This window comes from Citrobacter sp. Ce006 (assembly GCF_030336535.1).
Taxonomy (GTDB): Bacteria; Pseudomonadota; Gammaproteobacteria; order Enterobacterales; family Enterobacteriaceae; genus Citrobacter; species Citrobacter europaeus.
Map to the genome: position 1 here is coordinate 513,055 of NZ_JAOWDO010000072.1, position 17,719 is coordinate 530,773.

Sequence of the window (17,719 nt, forward strand, 5' to 3'; positions counted from 1 at the left end):
AAAGAAGGCATTACTATACACAAAATACACTACATCATTCGAGTTGCATCAAGGCGGCAAGTCTGCGAACCCCTGGAGCTTACTGAAGTAAGTGACCGGGGTGAGCAGATGCAGCTAACGCAGAGGCAGCTCGAAGGATGACGTGTATTAGTTTTCCAGCAAACGTTGCAGCAGTGTACCGTTGAGCATCGCACGCTTCACCAACGCAAAGGCGCCAATGGCAGAGCGGTGATCCAGCGTGGAACGAACCACCGGTAAATTGTGGCGAAACGCTTTCAACGCCTGCGTGTTGATACAGCTTTCTATTGCAGGCAGCAGCACTTTATCAGCCTCGGTAATTTCGCCCGCAATGACGATTTTTTGTGGGTTAAACAGGTTGATAGCGATGGCGATGGTTTTACCCAGGTGGCGACCAACGTGCTCAATGACTTCTGCTGCCAGGTTATCGCCTTTATTTGCCGCCTTACAGATAGCTTTGATGCTGCAATCATCCAGCGTGAGCCGGCTTGGATAACCCTGTTTCAATAAGTTCTGCACGCGGTGTTCGATAGAGGCATTGGCGGCAATGGTTTCCAGACAGCCGAAGTTACCGCAGTGACAGCGCTCACCCAGCGGCTCTACCTGAATATGACCAATCTCACCCACGTTACCATTGCGACCGATAAAAATTCGGCCATTAGAAATAATTCCCGCCCCGGTTCCGCGGTGCACACGCACCAAAATGGAGTCTTCGCAATCCTGACTTGCCCCGAAATAGTGCTCAGCCAGCGCCAGACTGCGGATATCGTGACCGACAAAGCAGGTAACCTTGAAGCGTTTTTCGAGCGCTTCGACCAGCCCCCAGTTTTCGACCTGAATGTGCGGCATATAGCGGATGACGCCGCTTTCAGGATCAACCAGGCCAGGCAGAATGACGGAAATCGCAATCAGCTCACGGATTTTCCGCTGGCAGCTCTCAATAAACGTTGCAATGGTGTTGAGCAGGGCATGCTCCAGCGTTTCCTGGGTGCGCTCCGGGAGAGGGTAATGCTCTTCGGCGACCACTTTACTGCTCATATCATAGAGCGTGAGCGTCGTGTCGTGACGGCCCAGGCGTACGCCGATGGCGTGGAAGTTGCGGGTTTCGGTGACGATAGAGATAGCGCGGCGGCCTCCGGTGGAGGCCTGCTGATCGACTTCTTTGATCAGCCCGCGTTCGATCAACTGACGCGTAATTTTAGTTACGCTGGCGGGGGCAAGCTGGCTTTGCTCGGCAATTTGAATTCGCGAGATTGGCCCATGCTGGTCAATCAGGCGATAAACCGCCGCGCTGTTAAGCTGTTTTACGAGATCAACATTACCTATTTGAGCTTGTCCGCCTGGTGTCATTCTTTCTCTTACTCAGTAACGACCTCGTTGCCATTAACGATGGTCTTGATGATTTTAAAGTCGTGCGTGAACGCAGTCAGGTTGGCTACTTTGCCTGGCGCGATGCTGCCGAGTTGTTTGTCTACGCCAATGGCGCGAGCAGGGTAGAGCGTTGCCATGCGTAAGACTTCGTCGAGAGCGATATTCGCATGTTCGACCAGATTGCGTACGCCTTCAATCATGGTTAATGATGAACCGCTCAACGTACCGTTCTCATCAACGCACAATCCATTCCGGTAGTATATTGTTTTACCAGCGAAAATGAACTGTTCAATGTTTGCACCTGCCGGCGCGGTCGCATCGGTGACCAGGCACAGCTTGTCGCCTTTCAGGCGTTTGGCATTACGAATGTTAACGTAGTCAACGTGCAGGCCATCGGCGATGATACCGCAATAGATATCGGCTTCATCAAGAATCGCACCCGCCAGACCGGGCTCACGGCCGGTAATATACGGCATCGCGTTGAACAGATGCGTCGCAAAGGTGATGCCTGCGCGGAAGCCGATTTTTGCTTCTTTTACCGTCGCATTTGAGTGACCTGCAGAAACAACAATACCTGCATTTACCAGTTTGGTGATGACCTCGACCGGGACCATTTCTGGCGCCAGCGTCACTTTGGTGATCACATCGGCATTATCGCACAGGAAATCGACCAGCGCAGCGTCCGGCTGACGGACAAATCCCGGATTATGAGTACCTTTTTTCACCAGATTCAGCCACGGACCTTCAAGATGAAGCCCTAATGCCTGATTTGGGTGTTTCGCCAGGTATTCACGCATGACGCGAACGCCTTGTTTCATCAGGTCATCGCTGGTGGTAATAAGCGTTGGCAGGTAGCTGGTGCAGCCGGATTTTTCATTGGCTTTCTGCATGATTTCCAGCGTTTCAACGGTCACGGCTTCTGCCGTATCGTTAAACTGTACGCCGCCGCAGCCGTTTAGCTGTACATCAATAAAACCGGGGGAAACAATGGCCCCATTCAGTGAGCGCTGTTCAATTCCTGACGGTAACTCAGCCAGTGGGCAAACGCTGTCAATCAGGCCATTGGCGACAACAATCGCATGGTCATCAAGAATTTCGTGACCGGTAAAGATCCGGCCCTGGGTTAAAGCATACATTCCGACCCCCGATTTCAAAAAATGCCGCCCTGCAACTTATCGACAGGGCGGAGACATCAATTACAGACCTTTAATATTTTCCGCTTCTAACTCGTTAAAGTATTTCAGCGTTTTCACTTTCAGTTCCATGGTGGAAGGCTCATCGCACACCACAACGGCTTTAGGGTGCAGCTGCAGACAGCTGATGGTCCACATGTGGTTAACGTTGCCTTCAACGGCAGCTTGCAGCGCCTGCGCCTTCTGGTGACCCAGTACCAGGATCATCACTTCTTCGGCATCCAGCAGGGTGCCCACGCCAACGGTCAGGGCGTATTTAGGCACCTGGCTTACGTCGCCGTCAAAGAAGCGTGAGTTAGCAACACGCGTGTCGTGAGTCAGCGTTTTGATGCGAGTACGGGAAGCCAAAGAGGAGGCCGGTTCGTTGAACGCGATGTGACCATCGTTGCCTACACCGCCCATAAACAGGTGGATTTTACCGTAAGAACGGATTTTTTCTTCATACTGGCGGCATTCTGCATCAATATCGGGCGCGTTACCATTGAGGAGGTTGATGTTTTCTGCTGGAATATCAACGTGATCAAAGAAGTTGCGATGCATGAAGCTATGGTAGCTTTCCGGATGTTCTTTCGGCAGGCCAACATATTCATCCATATTGAAAGTTACAACATGTTTGAAGCTCACCTGGCCCGCTTTGTGCATTTCAACCAATGCTTTATAAGCTGTCAGCGGAGTACCGCCAGTCGGCAGGCCCAGAACGAACGGACGATCTGCCGTTGGTTTGAACGCGTTAATACGGTTAACGATATGGCGAGCAGCCCATTTGCCGACTTGTTCAGCGGTATTCAGGGGGATCAGTCTCATTCTTCACCTCAAAAGTAAATGTAAGCAGTTGGCGGATTGAGTCTCTGTGCAGTATTAAGCGTAACCTGGTTTTGCATCGGTAAGGATCAATCCGTTTCGATTTTTTGAATGATAAAATAAGTTTTCGTAGTTAGCCAGTGGAAGGGAGGCTTAATAACGATATTTGGTGACTGAAATCACAAAAAACACGCGTTTAATTTGCGATACGAATTAAATTTTCACACACTCTGAATGTAGATGAATGGTTAATATCGTTGCTCCAGAATCTTGCTGTCAGGAATGGTCGCACAATAAAAATATGGCTTCAAAGAAGCCTAATCGGGGTCTCGTAGGGGGAATAAAATGAATATTTTAGGTTTTTTCCAGCGGCTGGGTAGGGCGTTACAGCTCCCCATCGCTGTGCTGCCAGTCGCGGCACTGCTGCTGCGATTCGGCCAACCAGATTTACTTAACGTACCCTTCATCGCGCAAGCGGGTGGGGCTATCTTTGATAACCTCGCGTTAATTTTCGCTATCGGTGTGGCTTCCAGCTGGTCAAAAGACAGCGCGGGCGCGGCAGCGTTGGCGGGTGCGGTCGGTTATTTCATATTGACCAAAGCAATGGTTACCATTAACCCGGCCATCAATATGGGAGTGCTGGCGGGTATCATCACCGGTCTGGTCGGCGGTGCGGTGTATAACCGTTGGTCTGGTATCAAACTGCCTGACTTCCTGAGCTTCTTTGGCGGCAAACGCTTTGTGCCGATCGCCACTGGCTTCTTCTGTCTGGTGCTGGCCGCTATCTTCGGCTACGTGTGGCCACCGGTGCAGAACGCCATCCATGCGGGTGGTGAGTGGATCGTGGGCGCAGGCGCACTGGGTTCCGGTATCTTTGGTTTCATCAACCGTCTGTTGATCCCAACCGGTCTGCATCAGGTTCTGAATACCATCGCCTGGTTCCAGATTGGCGAATTTACTAACGCCGCTGGTACCGTATTCCACGGTGACATCAACCGCTTCTACGCGGGTGACGGCACTGCGGGTATGTTCATGTCTGGTTTCTTCCCGATCATGATGTTTGGTCTGCCGGGTGCGGCGCTGGCGATGTACTTCGCGGCTCCGAAAGCACGTCGTCCGATGGTTGGCGGTATGCTGCTGTCCGTTGCGATCACTGCATTCCTGACCGGTGTTACCGAGCCGCTGGAATTCCTGTTCATGTTCCTGGCTCCACTGCTGTACCTCCTGCACGCACTGTTAACAGGTATCAGCCTGTTCGTTGCAACACTGCTGGGTATCCACGCAGGCTTCTCCTTCTCCGCAGGTGCTATCGACTACGTGTTGATGTACAACCTGCCGGCAGCAAGCCAGAACGTCTGGATGCTGGTGGTGATGGGTCTGGTGTTCTTCGTTATCTACTTTGTGTTGTTCAGCGCGGTTATCCGTATGTTTAACCTGAAAACGCCGGGCCGCGAAGATAAAGAAGACGACATCGTTACTGAAGAAGCCAACAGCAACACTGAAGAAGGTTTGGCTCAACTGGCAACCAGCTACATTGCAGCGGTTGGCGGTACCGATAACCTGAAAGCGATTGATGCCTGTATCACTCGTCTGCGTCTGACCGTTGCCGACTCCGGTCGCGTAAACGATGCGATGTGTAAACGTTTAGGTGCTTCTGGAGTGGTTAAGCTGAACAAGCAAACTATCCAGGTCATTGTGGGTGCGAAAGCTGAATCCATCGGCGACGAAATGAAAAAAGTTGTCGCGCGGGGTCCGGTGGCGGCAGCGTCTGGCGAAACTGCGCCAGCAGCAGCGACTCCGGTTGCAAAACCGCAGGCTGTAGCAAACGCAGCAACCGTTGAAGCGCTGGTTTCTCCGATTACCGGTGACGTCGTTGCGCTGGAGCAGGTTCCTGATGAAGCCTTCGCCAGCAAAGCGGTAGGCGACGGCGTGGCGGTGAAACCAACGGATAAAATCGTGGTTGCTCCGGCTGCGGGCACCATCGTGAAAATCTTCAATACTAACCATGCGTTCTGTCTGGAAACCGTGAAAGGCGCGGAAATCGTGGTCCATATGGGTATCGATACCGTCGCGCTGGAAGGTAAAGGCTTTAAGCGTCTGGTTGAAGAAGGCGCGGAAGTGACTGCAGGCCAACCGATTCTGGAAATGGATCTGGAGTACCTGAACGCCAACGCTCGTTCCATGATTAGCCCGGTTGTGTGCAGCAACAGCGATGATTTCGGCGCTCTGGTCATTAAAGCCGAAGGTCATGTGGTTGCCGGTCAAACACCATTGTATGAGATTAAAGGTAAGTAACTGCTCCTGAGTAAAGTGAGTTAAGTGCCTTAAGCGGCGGGGGATCTTCCTCCGCCGCTTTTTTTTGCAGCAAATACCCTCATATATCCTGTTGAAACACCTTTTTTGTGCAACTAATAGTTGTCTCCTGACGTCGCTTATAAGATCATGTTCCGTTATACGTTGTTTACGCTTTGAGGAATCCACGATGAGTGAGGCTGAAGCCCGCCCGAGTAACTTTATTCGTCAGATCATCGATGAAGATCTGGCCAGTGGTAAGCACACCACTATCCATACACGTTTTCCGCCGGAGCCAAATGGCTATCTGCACATTGGCCACGCGAAATCCATTTGTCTGAACTTTGGCATTGCGCAAGATTACCAGGGCCAGTGCAACCTGCGTTTTGATGATACGAACCCGGTTAAAGAAGATATCGAGTACGTTGAGTCGATTAAAAACGACGTTGAATGGTTAGGTTTCCACTGGACTGGCGATATTCGCTACTCTTCGGATTACTTCGATCAGCTTCACGCCTATGCGGTAGAGCTTATTAATAAAGGTCTGGCGTACGTTGACGAACTGTCAGCGGACGAAATCCGCGAATACCGTGGCACGCTGACTCAGCCTGGCAAAAACAGCCCGTACCGCGATCGTAGCGTCGAAGAGAACCTGGCGCTGTTCGAAAAAATGCGTACCGGGGGTTTTGAAGAAGGTAAAGCCTGCCTGCGCGCGAAAATCGATATGGCTTCGCCGTTTATCGTAATGCGCGATCCGGTGCTGTATCGTATTAAATTCGCCGAACACCACCAGACCGGCAACAAGTGGTGCATCTACCCGATGTACGACTTTACCCACTGCATCAGCGATGCGCTGGAAGGCATTACGCATTCACTGTGTACGCTGGAGTTCCAGGATAACCGTCGTCTGTACGACTGGGTGCTGGACAACATCACTATTCCGGTTCATCCGCGCCAGTACGAATTCTCGCGCCTGAATCTGGAATACACCGTGATGTCCAAGCGCAAGCTGAATCTGCTGGTGACTGACAAGCACGTTGAAGGCTGGGACGATCCGCGTATGCCAACGATCTCTGGTCTGCGTCGTCGTGGTTACACCGCCGCCGCTATCCGTGAGTTTTGCAAACGTATTGGCGTGACCAAGCAGGACAACACCATTGAGATCGCTTCTCTGGAATCCTGTATTCGCGAAGATCTGAATGAAAACGCCCCGCGCGCGATGGCGGTTATCGATCCGGTGAAACTGGTTATCGAAAACTACCCGCAGGGCGAGAGCGAACTGGTCACCATGCCTAACCATCCGAATAAACCGGAAATGGGCAGCCGTGAAGTGCCGTTCAGCGGTGAAATTTGGATCGATCGCGCGGACTTCCGTGAAGAAGCCAACAAGCAGTACAAGCGTCTGGTGATGGGCAAAGAAGTACGTCTGCGTAACGCTTACGTGATCAAGGCCGAGCGTGTAGAGAAAGATGCGGAAGGGAATATCACCACCATTTTCTGCACTTACGATGCGGAAACTCTGAGCAAAGATCCAGCCGATGGTCGTAAAGTAAAAGGCGTTATTCATTGGGTAAGCGCGTCCCATGCGCTGCCGATTGAAATCCGTCTGTACGACCGCCTGTTTAGCGTACCAAATCCAGGTGCGGCGGAAGATTTCCTGTCCGCCATCAACCCGGAGTCGCTGGTCATTAAACACGGCTACGGCGAGCCATCACTGCAGGCCGCGGTTGCAGGCAAGGCGTTCCAGTTTGAACGTGAAGGCTACTTCTGCCTCGACAGCCGCTATGCAACGGCTGACAAGCTGGTGTTTAACCGCACCGTTGGTCTGCGTGATACGTGGGCTAAAGTGGGCGAATAAGCTGCCTCATATCCTGTCTAAACGCCGCTTCATGCGGCGTTTTTTTTCGCAAAAAAACCGTGCGCCAGACTCCGTTTGCGGAGCGAATTAATTACATGTCTGTAATAATGGATTTGCTGAATGTTTTTGCGTTTAAATAACTTACCTCAATATGAAATGGGCTGAAACCGATTTCATCTCCATGGAAAACAAGCCTTTTTTTCATTTTCTCAACGCTTTTTTATCTCCCAATGAAAATGTAACAGAAAGCAATGAAATATGTGCGGTTGCTCATACTATTACATACTCGTTACAGAAAGAGATTGATAATTCGCGTCGCGAAAAATAGTCTATTCATTGTAGTCACTGAGGTTTTCTTAGCGCTACTTTTTTAATTTTTGTTTTTTCGCTGACCGCTTTTATCGGCAGCATTTAATACCCAATGGATTTCGAGTTGCATCAAGGCGGCGACGCAGCGAATTCCCGGGAGCGTACATCAGTACGTGACTGGGATGAGCGAGGAAAGCCAACGCAGATGCGGCTTGAAAGACGAAGGGTTATACGTCAAAGAGGATTAACATATGCGTACGTTTAGTGGCAAACGTAGTACGCTGGCGCTGGCTATCGCCGGTATCACAGCAATGTCGGGTTTTGTTGTTGCTCCCCAGGTACACGCCGAAGGTTTCATTGATGATTCCACTTTAACCGGCGGCATCTATTACTGGCAGCGTGAGCGTGACCGTAAAGATGTGACAGATCATGACAAATACAAAACCAACCTTTCTCACTCCACCTGGAACGCTAACCTCGACTTCCAGTCCGGTTATGCGGCCGATATGTTTGGTATTGATATCGCAGCATTCACCGCTATTGAAATGAATGAAAGTAGCGAAAGCGGCCATCCAAACGAAATCGCATTCTCTTCAAAAAATAAAGGCTATGACGAAGATTACTCCGGCGATAAAAGCGGAATTAGTCTTTATAAAGCAGCAGCCAAATTTAAATACGGCCCAACCTGGGCGCGTGCCGGTTACATTCAACCAACCGGACAGACTCTGTTGGCTCCGCACTGGAGCTTTATGCCAGGGACCTATCAGGGTGCTGAAGCCGGCGCCAACTTCGACTATGGTGATGCGGGTGCACTGAGCTTCTCCTATATGTGGGCCAACGAATATAAAGCACCGTGGCACACCGAAGTCGATAAATTCTATCAGGCTGATAAAAAGACCAGCGTAGATTACCTGCACTCAATTGGCGCGAAATATGACTTCAAAAATAACCTGTTGCTGGAAGCGGCATTTGGTCAGTCTGAAGGCTACGTCGATCAGTACTTCGCAAAAGCCAGCTACAAATTCGATTTAGGCGGTAACCCGTTTACCACCAGCTACCAGTTCTACGGCGCGCGTGACAAAGTTGATGACCGCACCGTGAACGATATTTATGACGGTACGGCCTGGCTGCAGGCGTTGACCTTCGGCTACAAAGTGGCGGAAGTGGTTGACCTGCGTCTGGAAGGGACCTGGGTTAAAGCGGACGGGCAGCAGGGTTACTTCCTGCAACGTATGACGCCGACCTACGCCTCATCCAACGGTCGCCTTGATGTCTGGTGGGATAACCGTTCCGACTTCAACGCCAACGGCGAAAAGGCAGTCTTCTTCGGCGCAATGTATGACCTGAAGAACTGGAACCTGCCGGGCTGGGCAGTGGGCGCGTCCTACGTTTACGCATGGGATGCCAAACCTTCTACCTGGCAGCTCAACCCGGATGCGTACTACGACAAAAACCGGACTATCGAAGAGTCTTCTTACAGCCTGGATGCGGTTTATACCCTGCAGGACGGTCGTGCGAAGGGCACCATGTTTAAACTGCACTTCACCCAGTACGACAACCATTCAGATATTCCGAGCTGGGGCGGTGGTTACGGCAACATCTTCCAGGATGAGCGTGACGTGAAATTCATCGTTATTGCTCCGTTCACCATCTTCTAATGCCAACAGCGGCAGGCCTGGCGCCTGCCGCATCGTTGAGGAAAGTGCTATGAAAAAACTGATACTCATCGCCGTTATGGCATCAGGGCTGGTGGCTTGTGCACAATCCCCTGCGCCGAAAGAAGACAGCCGTCTGAAAGAAGCCTACAGCGCGTGTATTAATACCGCGCAAGGATCGCCGGAGAAAATAGAAGCCTGCCAAAGCGTGTTGAATGTGCTGAAGAAAGAAAAGCAGCACCAGCAGTTTGCCAATGAAGAAAGCGTACGCGTACTGGATTATCAGCAGTGTATCCAGGCCACGCGCACGGGTAACGATCAGTCTGTTAATGCTGATTGCAACAAAGTCTGGCAGGAAATTCGTAGCAAGAATACTGCGCAGTAAATCGAAAAATGAAAATACAACGGGCGGAGAATTTTTCCGCCCGTTTGCTTTTCAGAGCTTATGTTCCACCGGTTGATAACCCCGACTAAGCCGCACAAACAGCATTGCCGTGGCGGCGAGTCCGCAAAGTGCCGCGCACATCAGCCACCATCCCGGTGAGCTTTTATCCCCGGTGAGCTGAACCAGCGCCGTGGATATGACCGGCGTTAGGCCGCCAAAAATCGCCGTGGCAAGACTGAATGCCAGTGAAAAGCCCACCGTACGCACATAGACCGGCATCACCTCGGTGAGTGCGGCTACCATTGCCCCGTTATACATCCCAAAAAAGAACGAGAACCAAAGCAGGACCAACGTCATGCGCGTAAAATCTGGCGCGGCGGTGAGCCAGTGCATTACCGGCCAGGTGGTGATCAGTGCGAGTACGGTAATCCCCATCAACACCGGACGACGACCAATTCGGTCAGAAATTGCCCCGCCAATCGGCAGCCAGATAAAGTTAGAAATACCGACCAGCATGGTGACTACCAGGCTATCGCGCGCGCTCAGGTGGAGTACAGCCCTGCCGTAGGTCGGGGTGTAGACGGTAATGAAATAGAACGTCGTAGTGGTCATCGCCACCAGCAGCGTACCTGCAGCGATCAGACGCCAGTTTTTGATGATCGTGGTGAAAATTTCCCTGGTGTCGGGCCGATGTGTTCGTTGTAAAAATGCGTCGGTCTCCTGAAGCGAACGGCGCAGGACGAAGATCAAAGGAATAATCATACAACCAATAAAGAACGGAATGCGCCAGCCCCATTCAGAGATCTCATCGTGCCCCAGCGTGGCGTTCAGGCCGTAACCAATCAATGCAGCTACCACAATCGCGACCTGTTGGCTGGCGGACTGCCAGCTTGTGTAAAAGCCTTTATTGCCAGGCGTGGCGATTTCAGACAGATAAACCGAGACGCCGCCCAGCTCCACGCCCGCAGAGAAGCCCTGTAATAATCGACCAACTAATACCAGCACAGGAGCCAGCAGGCCAATACTTTGATAACCGGGAACCAGGGCAATCAGCAGGGTACCGCAGCCCATAATCGCCAGCGTCACCATCAGTCCCTTACGGCGACCAATTCTGTCGATGTAAGCGCCCAGCACGATTGCCCCAACCGGTCGCATTAAGAAACCCGAGCCGAATACCGCGAAGGTCAACATGAGCCCGGCAAATTCACTCTCCGCAGGAAAGAAAGTCCTGGCGATATAGGTGGCGTAAAAACCGAACAGAAAAAAGTCGAACTGTTCGAGAAAATTACCGCTGGTTACCCGCAGTATTGCGCCGAAAGTTCCGGCGCGCGATGGTTGTTGTGTCATTGGGTTTGCTCCACTGTCTTATCATAATATTTATAGAGGTAAGAGTTTGCGGGTTAGTCGCCTGTGACCCCCGCCTGTTTGCCGCGCCGTTTCTCAATCGCCCACTTGAGTAAGGCTGCGCAGCGGTAAAATCCATGGGCAAATTTTCCGTAAGGAATGGTCAGAAAAAGCGCCATGACCACACCGAGATGAATGGCCAGTAAAATAGCCATCCATGAAGTGTCTCTTCCCGCCAGCAGCGCCAGACCGGTCAGACTGGTCAGCAGCAGCAGCAAAATAAAACCGCGATCCATCGGTTTCTGCCTTGCGTCGCCATGTAGCGGTGAGCGTTTGAGATTGAGCCATAGCAAGCCAGCCGGGCCGACAACCAGGCCAATGCCACCCAACGTGCCCAGCATGACCGGAACGCTGAAGAACGGATAGGGCGCTTCTATGCCGGCAAAGTAGTGATAGCCCGTTGCGACCACGGTGGCGGCAAAGCAGAGCATAAAACCGTAGAAGGTAAAGTGATGGAAGCGGCGGCGCATCAGGGTGAAGGCATCATCCGCTTCGTTACAACCTTTGCCGTGGCCACCATCGAGATATTTCAGCGTCAGCGCATCGTGTGAGGCTTCAGCAATCTCGGCGGAACGCGGCATACCCGGAGAGATCTCGCGCCAGAAGCGGATCACGCCCGCCATCAGCAAACCGATCGCCAGAATAAAGACCGAACCAAACATCCAGGCCAGCAGGTTATGCGGGAAAATTTGATAGAAATCCCCGGCCAGCGGAGGATGGAATAGTGAACCTTTCAAACCGATGGCGAGAATTAAAAACAGGATCAGACCGAAAACCAGCGCCAGCGTCACGGTGACGCCTGCGCGACGATAAAGCGCGCCAAAGGCGGCGGGTTGCGCGTAGTGCTGATAGGTTTCGAGCCGGACTTCCGCCATCGCTTTCGGTACGTTGATGGCAAATTCATGAGGTGGGGCATACTGACACGCGTGCAGGCAAGCGCCGCAGTTATGGCACAAGTTTGCCAGATAATTGATATCCGCTTTACCGAATTCCAGGCGCTGCGTCATGGCCGGGAACACGGCGCAAAATCCTTCACAATAGCGACAGGCATTGCAGACCTGCATCACGCGTTCAACTTCCGCTTCCGGTTCAGTGATAATTTGCGCTTCGATAATCAGTTTCTCAAGCTGCCTCATGACGAGTCTCCTTACGTGCGGCCAGCGCGGCTTCTTTTCCGGCAATACGGCCAAAGGTTGTGCCGATTGACATGCCCACACCTGCGGTGTAACCCTTGCCCAGCACGTTGCCTGCCATCATCTCTCCGGCGACGAACAGGTTACGGCTTGGCTGCCCGGCAAAGTGAACGGCAGCGCGCTCGTTCACTTTTAACCCGAGATAGGTGAAGGTGATCCCTGGTCGCAGGGCATAGCCGTAGTATGGCGGCTGGTCCAGCGGTCGTGCCCAGTGCGTTTTCGCGGGTAGCAAATCTTTGGTGGCGCAGTTATCCAGAACGGTATGGTCGAACTGGCCGGGCTGGCAGGCGTTGTTGTACTCCGTCACGGTGTGGGTAAAGCGTTCACCATTCAGCCCCAACTGATGAGCCAGTTCTGCCAGCGTATTGGCCTGTGCGCCAGGAAAGACCGGAGGCATGAAGTGGCCGATGGCTTTACTGTCGATGATGGAGTAACCAATCTGCCCTGGCTGTTGAGCGACCAGACGTCCCCAGATGGCGTAGCGTTTCGGCCAGAAATCTTCGCCTTCATCATAAAAACGCTCAGCGTCACGGTTGACGACTATGCCGAGCGAAACACAGTCCACGCGAGTACAAATCCCGCCGTCATATAATGGTGCTCTGGCGTCAATGGCTACGCAGTGTGACTGGGAGGGTTCGCCGATAATGTCGGCTCCGGCATCCATCATAAATTTGAGCAGTACGCCCTGGTTAAAGCGCGTACCGCGAATCAGGAAATTATCCGCAGGCCACTCGCCGCGCTCGTTCTCTCCCCACGCTTCTCGCAGCCATTCGCGGTTAGACTCAAACCCGCCCGCGGCAAGCACGCAGGATTTCGCTGTGATACGCTCGTTGCCTGACAGCGCCGCCACGAACTCGCCGTTGTGCAGTTCAAGCGCCTGCACCGGTGTGTTATAGCGGATTTGTACGCCCAGCTTTTCTGCGCTGCGATAATAGGCATTCACGAGAGCTTTACCGCCCCCCATAAAAAAAGCGTTGGTTCGCGCCACGTGTAAAGCGCCAGAGAGTGGAGGCTGAAAATTGACGCCGTGCTGGCGCATCCAGTCGCGGCAATGTGATGAGGTACGGATCACCAGACGCGCCAGGGCTTCGTTGGTATTTCCTTCTGTTACGCGCTGCAGGTCTTGCCAGAACTCCTCTTCCGGATAGCTTTCTACCAGCACATCCTGCGGCGCATCATGCATACAGCGCAGATTACGCGTGTGTTGGGAATTTCCCCCACGCCATTCCCGGGGAGCCGCTTCGAGTAGTAAAACGGAAGCGCCTTGCTCCCGGGCGGTAAGGGCAGCGCATAAGGCAGCATTGCCACCGCCAATCACCAGAACATCAACCATCGTATACTCCATTACCATTTAACTAATTGTTAAATTTGTAATTGAAATGTATACGTGCGGCTTGTGCGGGCGCTATGACGTAGCGCTAAAGAGGGCTTTAGTTATTGTAAAGGATGGCACCTGGCCAGCTTCCTGCTTCTACCAGTTGATGCATCACTTTCGTCAGTACCACGCGGGCAGCGAGGCCCGCCGGGGTGAGCTCATCGTCAGAGAGGCTCACCAGAAAGTTGGGGCGGCTAAGTATCGGATTATGGACGCCGATCACTCTTAGCGTCTCTTTATCGAGATGGGAAATCGCCGCTCCGGGTTGAAGAGTGGCGCCAATGCCACTGCGCACGGCGCGCATCAGCAGCGCCAGACCATCAATTTCTGTAGCGATCTCAATGTTCAGCGCGTGTTCCTGACTAATTGCCTCCAGCCTGCCGCGCAGACCGTGGCCTGGGCTTGGCATTATCAATGGAATACTCGCCAGTTGGGCAGGCGCAATATTGTCATCGGCAATATCAGCCAGTAGGGCATGGGTCCCAATCAAAAACAGCCGTTCTTCGAGAATCGGTCTGGCACTCCAGCGCAGGATCTTTTCTTTTTGAAACACCACAGCCAGATCAATCTGGCGGGTATTAATCATCCGTTCCAGATTACCAGAGAGACTTTCCACCACGTGCAGGCGAACATCGCTATAGCTTTCCCGCATGGCGTGAATAAAAGGCATACCGAGAACGGAAGCGGTACTGGGAGCCATACCGACGCTGACGTGCCCGGAAAGTCGGGACTCTCGTGCGGCGAGGATCGCATCGTCTGCGTGACGGAGCGCCAGCTGCGCCTGGGAATAAAAAGCCAGTCCGGCGCTGGTGGGCGTCACGCCTCGCGAGGTGCGCTGCAGCAGGCGAATAGCGAGTTCGTTTTCCAGACGCGACATTTGCTGGCTGAGTGCCGAAACTCCGATATTGAGATCGAGCGCCGCGCTACCCATGCTGCCGGTTTCTACAATGCGCACAAAATAGCGTAGCTGGCGAAGTTCCATTTCGACTCTCCGGAAGGGGCAATTGATTTTTACATTAAAGCAACACAGGAGCGGAGGGAAGGGGAAAAGGGTAGGTAACGCCCATAAAAAAAGCCAACCGGAGGGTTGGCTTTTCAGAAAGCATTACATTATTTGCCGTCGTGGGCGTGCTCATCTTCGCGGCAATCGCCTTCGGCGCAGTGACCGTAAAGATAGAGGCTATGGTTAGTTAAGCGAATGCCATGTTTAGCCGCAATCTCACGCTGGCGGGCTTCGATGGAATCATCGCTGAACTCGACCACTTTGCCGCAGTCAAGGCAGATGAGGTGATCGTGATGATGCTGTTGAGTCAGTTCGAAGACGGATTTACCACCTTCAAAATTATGGCGGGTCACGATACCGGCATCATCAAACTGGTTCAGCACGCGATACACGGTCGCCAGACCAATTTCTTCACCCATATCGATCAGGCGTTTGTATAAGTCTTCCGCACTGACGTGATGGTTATCCGGTTCCTGAAGAACTTCCAGAATTTTTAAACGAGGAAGCGTTACTTTCAGGCCAGCCTTCTTTAATGCGGTATTGTTGTCAGTCATGCGGAATCTGTCCTGTAGCTAAACGATTCACTTCATTAACAGAAGTGACAGAAATTGCACTTGAGATAATGCGATTCATTATAGAACTGCCATGGCTAAATGAAAACTGCAAGTCTCTGGCATATATTGTTAATCAAAACGTGGTATCGCCGACAAACACACTGTGCAACACCCGATTGGCATCCAGCCATTGTACAGGGTCAGACGAAAAAGTTACAAATTTGTAGCAATTATTTTGATTGGTTTTATCTATTGATGCGGCGCAGATGGAAATCTGCGCCGCACGAAATCAGGCATTGATGATTTCGTCGAGGTGCAGCTCTTCAGAGATCTGCTTAACCCATTTTTCTACGCGCTCAGCGGTCAGTTCAGGCTGGCGATCTTCATCGATAGCCAGACCGACAAAGTGGTCGTCGTCAGCCAGACCTTTGGACGCTTCAAAGTGATAACCCGCTGTCGGCCAGTGACCAACGATGGTTGCGCCGCGCGGTTCGATGATGTCGCGAATTGTGCCTAACGCATCGCAGAAATATTCTGCGTAATCTTCCTGGTCGCCGCAGCCGAACAATGCAACCAGTTTGCCGTTAAAATCAATGTCTTCGAGGGTAGGGAAGAAATCGTCCCAGTCACACTGCGCTTCACCGTAGTACCAGGTTGGGATGCCGAGCAGCAGAATGTCATACCCTTCGAGGTCTTCTTTGCTGCTTTTTGCAATGTCATGAACATCGGCAACGTCTTTACCAAGCTGTTTTTGAATCATTTTTGCGATGTTTTCGGTGTTACCGGTGTCGCTGCCGAAAAAGATGCCAGTGATTGCCATGAGTAAAATAACCTCTTGAAACTTATTGAAATGGTGGTGGCGCATTGCCCACGGATAAGGGCAATCATAGCAGAACAGTCAGGCATGCGGAAACAGCAAACACGCAGGACTGCACTCTGTGCTACACGATTTATGATTTAGAGCAGAAATTCAGACTAAGCCTGACCGCGCAATGCGCTGAGTTGGGCCATCAGCATCTCTTCGATGAGTTCACTGCGACTCATATTGCGCGCCTCGGCCAGCTCGTTCAGAGCGTCAACGGCATCAGCGTTCAGTTTCAGTTCGACACGCTTAAGCCCGCGAACTTTATCGCGTTTAAGCTGATTACGTTTGTTAATACGTAACTGTTCATCACGCGAGAGCGGATTAGTTTTGGGTCGTCCCGGGCGACGCTCCTGCGCGAACAGATCTAATGTCGTACGGTCCGTTTGTTCTTTGGCCATGATCTTGGTGACTTCGGGGAAACAATCAGCCAGGCGTCTGCCCGGATGGATAGCGCGCCATAATACATCAGCAGGGGGGACACGCCAACGCCCACGCGCGTAATCGCGCGCAGACGCTGAGTTTTTAATCAGTTAGCCTGCTCGTCCAGATAACGACGGATGGCGCGCAGCACCGCCTCCGGTTTTTCTGCATGCACCCAATGACCCGCGCCAGCAATAACGTGCGCCCGAGCCTGCGGGAATTGCGCCAGCAGCTGTTCGCGATACGCTTCGGTAACATACGGTGAGTTGCCGCCAGGGATAAACAGCGCCGGGTGCTCCCACGGCGGAATGGTCTCCCAACCGACGATATGGGGATATTGATCCCACAGCACGGGAACGTTAAAACGCCACGCGCCGTCGACAAATGATTTCAGCAGAAATTGGATAACGCCTTCTTCTTGCAGATGTTGACGCATGACGCTCGCCGCCTGCTGACGCGAAGTGGCCTGCGCATCGGTTACAGCATTGATTGCCGCAAAAATCTCATCGTGACGGCGCACATGATAGTCAACGGGGGCGATGTCGATGGCCACCAGCCGTTCGACACGCTCCGGGGCCAGCGCGGTCAACGCCATGACGGCTTTACCCCCCATCGAGTGACCAATAAAGATCGCTTTATCTATCTGCCGATCGTCCAGCGTATCCAGCAGATCTTGCGCCATGGCCGGATAATTCATCTCAGGCGAGCGAGGGGAGAGGCCATGATTTCGCATATCAACCTGGATGATATCGTGATCGGCTACCAGGGAGCGCGCCAGGATCCCCAGGTTATCCAGACTGCCAAACAGGCCGTGAACCAGGACGATGGGAGAATTATTGTGCAGGTTTTGCGCAGATTGCGCTCGGATATTCAATTTCATGGCAAAGTTCTTTTTTTCACACTCACGGGTTAGGGTATCATGTTGACCATTCTGCCACATGGCTGCAACAACTACGGTTACTCCGAGTTTTGCCCGCCACCAGGCTTGACGCTATCCGCTGTTGGGATTTGTCTTTACACTAC

16 protein-coding genes are annotated in these 17,719 nt (G+C 52.4%); 4 read left to right on the top strand and 12 right to left on the bottom strand.

Annotation, left to right across the window (positions count from 1 at the left end; genetic code table 11):
- Positions 1-147: 147 nt before the first annotated feature.
- The 3 genes from nagC to nagB are packed head-to-tail and all read right to left on the bottom strand — an operon-like array spanning position 148 to position 3,386.
- A complete protein-coding gene (gene nagC / locus OGV94_RS16775; protein ID WP_075144993.1) occupies positions 148-1,368 on the bottom strand; it encodes a DNA-binding transcriptional regulator NagC in 1,221 nt (406 codons plus the stop codon).
- Positions 1,369-1,376: 8 nt separating this feature from the next.
- Positions 1,377-2,525 carry an N-acetylglucosamine-6-phosphate deacetylase gene (gene nagA, locus OGV94_RS16780; RefSeq protein WP_043015582.1) on the bottom strand — a complete coding sequence of 383 codons (1,149 nt, stop codon included), beginning with the start codon at positions 2,523-2,525 and terminating at the stop codon, positions 1,377-1,379.
- 60 nt (positions 2,526-2,585) lie between these two features.
- A complete protein-coding gene (nagB, locus tag OGV94_RS16785) occupies positions 2,586-3,386 on the bottom strand; it encodes a glucosamine-6-phosphate deaminase (RefSeq protein ID WP_003022803.1) in 801 nt (266 codons plus the stop codon).
- Between the two features lie 342 nt (positions 3,387-3,728).
- Between nagB and nagE the strand changes: the two genes are divergently transcribed.
- The 4 genes from nagE to OGV94_RS16805 all read left to right on the top strand — a co-directional run bounded on the left by nagE (position 3,729) and on the right by OGV94_RS16805 (position 9,882).
- Positions 3,729-5,678 (top strand): PTS N-acetyl glucosamine transporter subunit IIABC, encoded by a 1,950-nt coding sequence (gene nagE, locus OGV94_RS16790; protein ID WP_047412672.1) that lies wholly within the window; start codon positions 3,729-3,731, stop codon positions 5,676-5,678.
- Positions 5,679-5,865: 187 nt separating this feature from the next.
- Entirely contained in the window at positions 5,866-7,533 is a 1,668-nt protein-coding gene (gene glnS, locus OGV94_RS16795; RefSeq protein ID WP_172862827.1) for a glutamine--tRNA ligase, read from the top strand.
- 560 nt (positions 7,534-8,093) lie between these two features.
- A complete protein-coding gene (chiP, locus tag OGV94_RS16800) occupies positions 8,094-9,500 on the top strand; it encodes a chitoporin ChiP (protein ID WP_047412667.1) in 1,407 nt (468 codons plus the stop codon).
- Between the two features lie 49 nt (positions 9,501-9,549).
- The gene (locus OGV94_RS16805) at positions 9,550-9,882 is read left to right on the top strand and encodes a ChiQ/YbfN family lipoprotein (protein ID WP_047412664.1); all 333 of its coding nucleotides are present in this window, start codon (positions 9,550-9,552) and stop codon (positions 9,880-9,882) included.
- 51 nt (positions 9,883-9,933) lie between these two features.
- On the opposite strand, the gene OGV94_RS16810 is transcribed toward OGV94_RS16805, so the two are convergent.
- The 9 genes from OGV94_RS16810 to ybfF form a co-directional block, all read right to left on the bottom strand.
- Entirely contained in the window at positions 9,934-11,229 is a 1,296-nt protein-coding gene (locus tag OGV94_RS16810; protein WP_043015587.1) for an MFS transporter, read from the bottom strand.
- A gap of 53 nt (positions 11,230-11,282) precedes the next feature.
- The gene (gene tcuB / locus OGV94_RS16815) at positions 11,283-12,422 is read right to left on the bottom strand and encodes a tricarballylate utilization 4Fe-4S protein TcuB (protein ID WP_286523815.1); all 1,140 of its coding nucleotides are present in this window, start codon (positions 12,420-12,422) and stop codon (positions 11,283-11,285) included.
- Complete coding sequence (gene tcuA, locus OGV94_RS16820; protein WP_075144990.1) at positions 12,409-13,812, bottom strand: FAD-dependent tricarballylate dehydrogenase TcuA; 1,404 nt, start codon at positions 13,810-13,812, stop codon at positions 12,409-12,411. Before tcuA ends, tcuB begins: the two co-directional genes overlap by 14 nt.
- Positions 13,813-13,909: 97 nt before the next feature.
- Entirely contained in the window at positions 13,910-14,836 is a 927-nt protein-coding gene (tcuR, locus tag OGV94_RS16825) for a tricarballylate utilization LysR family transcriptional regulator TcuR (protein WP_043015590.1), read from the bottom strand.
- A 128-nt stretch (positions 14,837-14,964) separates the two neighbouring features.
- A complete protein-coding gene (gene fur, locus OGV94_RS16830; RefSeq protein ID WP_003022836.1) occupies positions 14,965-15,411 on the bottom strand; it encodes a ferric iron uptake transcriptional regulator in 447 nt (148 codons plus the stop codon).
- A complete protein-coding gene (locus OGV94_RS16835; protein WP_049259739.1) occupies positions 15,404-15,490 on the bottom strand; it encodes a ryhB-regulated fur leader peptide in 87 nt (28 codons plus the stop codon). Before OGV94_RS16835 ends, fur begins: the two co-directional genes overlap by 8 nt.
- A gap of 210 nt (positions 15,491-15,700) precedes the next feature.
- Entirely contained in the window at positions 15,701-16,231 is a 531-nt protein-coding gene (gene fldA / locus OGV94_RS16840; protein ID WP_003022839.1) for a flavodoxin FldA, read from the bottom strand.
- 155 nt (positions 16,232-16,386) lie between these two features.
- Positions 16,387-16,674 (bottom strand): LexA regulated protein, encoded by a 288-nt coding sequence (gene ybfE, locus OGV94_RS16845; RefSeq protein WP_043015591.1) that lies wholly within the window; start codon positions 16,672-16,674, stop codon positions 16,387-16,389.
- A gap of 128 nt (positions 16,675-16,802) precedes the next feature.
- A complete protein-coding gene (gene ybfF / locus OGV94_RS16850; protein WP_181230635.1) occupies positions 16,803-17,576 on the bottom strand; it encodes an esterase in 774 nt (257 codons plus the stop codon).
- Positions 17,577-17,719 lie beyond the last annotated feature (143 nt).

Bases quoted from the DNA above. Each gene is read 5' to 3' on its own strand.
- nagC (WP_075144993.1), bottom strand. From the start codon at position 1,368: ATGACACCAGGCGGACAAGCTCAAATAGGTAATGTTGATCTCGTAAAA.
- nagA (WP_043015582.1), bottom strand. From the start codon at position 2,525: ATGTATGCTTTAACCCAGGGCCGGATCTTTACCGGTCACGAAATTCTT.
- nagB (WP_003022803.1), bottom strand. From the start codon at position 3,386: ATGAGACTGATCCCCCTGAATACCGCTGAACAAGTCGGCAAATGGGCT.
- nagE (WP_047412672.1), top strand. From the start codon at position 3,729: ATGAATATTTTAGGTTTTTTCCAGCGGCTGGGTAGGGCGTTACAGCTC.
- glnS (WP_172862827.1), top strand. From the start codon at position 5,866: ATGAGTGAGGCTGAAGCCCGCCCGAGTAACTTTATTCGTCAGATCATC.
- chiP (WP_047412667.1), top strand. From the start codon at position 8,094: ATGCGTACGTTTAGTGGCAAACGTAGTACGCTGGCGCTGGCTATCGCC.
- OGV94_RS16805 (WP_047412664.1), top strand. From the start codon at position 9,550: ATGAAAAAACTGATACTCATCGCCGTTATGGCATCAGGGCTGGTGGCT.
- OGV94_RS16810 (WP_043015587.1), bottom strand. From the start codon at position 11,229: ATGACACAACAACCATCGCGCGCCGGAACTTTCGGCGCAATACTGCGG.
- tcuB (WP_286523815.1), bottom strand. From the start codon at position 12,422: ATGAGGCAGCTTGAGAAACTGATTATCGAAGCGCAAATTATCACTGAA.
- tcuA (WP_075144990.1), bottom strand. From the start codon at position 13,812: ATGGTTGATGTTCTGGTGATTGGCGGTGGCAATGCTGCCTTATGCGCT.
- tcuR (WP_043015590.1), bottom strand. From the start codon at position 14,836: ATGGAACTTCGCCAGCTACGCTATTTTGTGCGCATTGTAGAAACCGGC.
- fur (WP_003022836.1), bottom strand. From the start codon at position 15,411: ATGACTGACAACAATACCGCATTAAAGAAGGCTGGCCTGAAAGTAACG.
- OGV94_RS16835 (WP_049259739.1), bottom strand. From the start codon at position 15,490: ATGAATCGCATTATCTCAAGTGCAATTTCTGTCACTTCTGTTAATGAA.
- fldA (WP_003022839.1), bottom strand. From the start codon at position 16,231: ATGGCAATCACTGGCATCTTTTTCGGCAGCGACACCGGTAACACCGAA.
- ybfE (WP_043015591.1), bottom strand. From the start codon at position 16,674: ATGGCCAAAGAACAAACGGACCGTACGACATTAGATCTGTTCGCGCAG.
- ybfF (WP_181230635.1), bottom strand. From the start codon at position 17,576: ATGAAATTGAATATCCGAGCGCAATCTGCGCAAAACCTGCACAATAAT.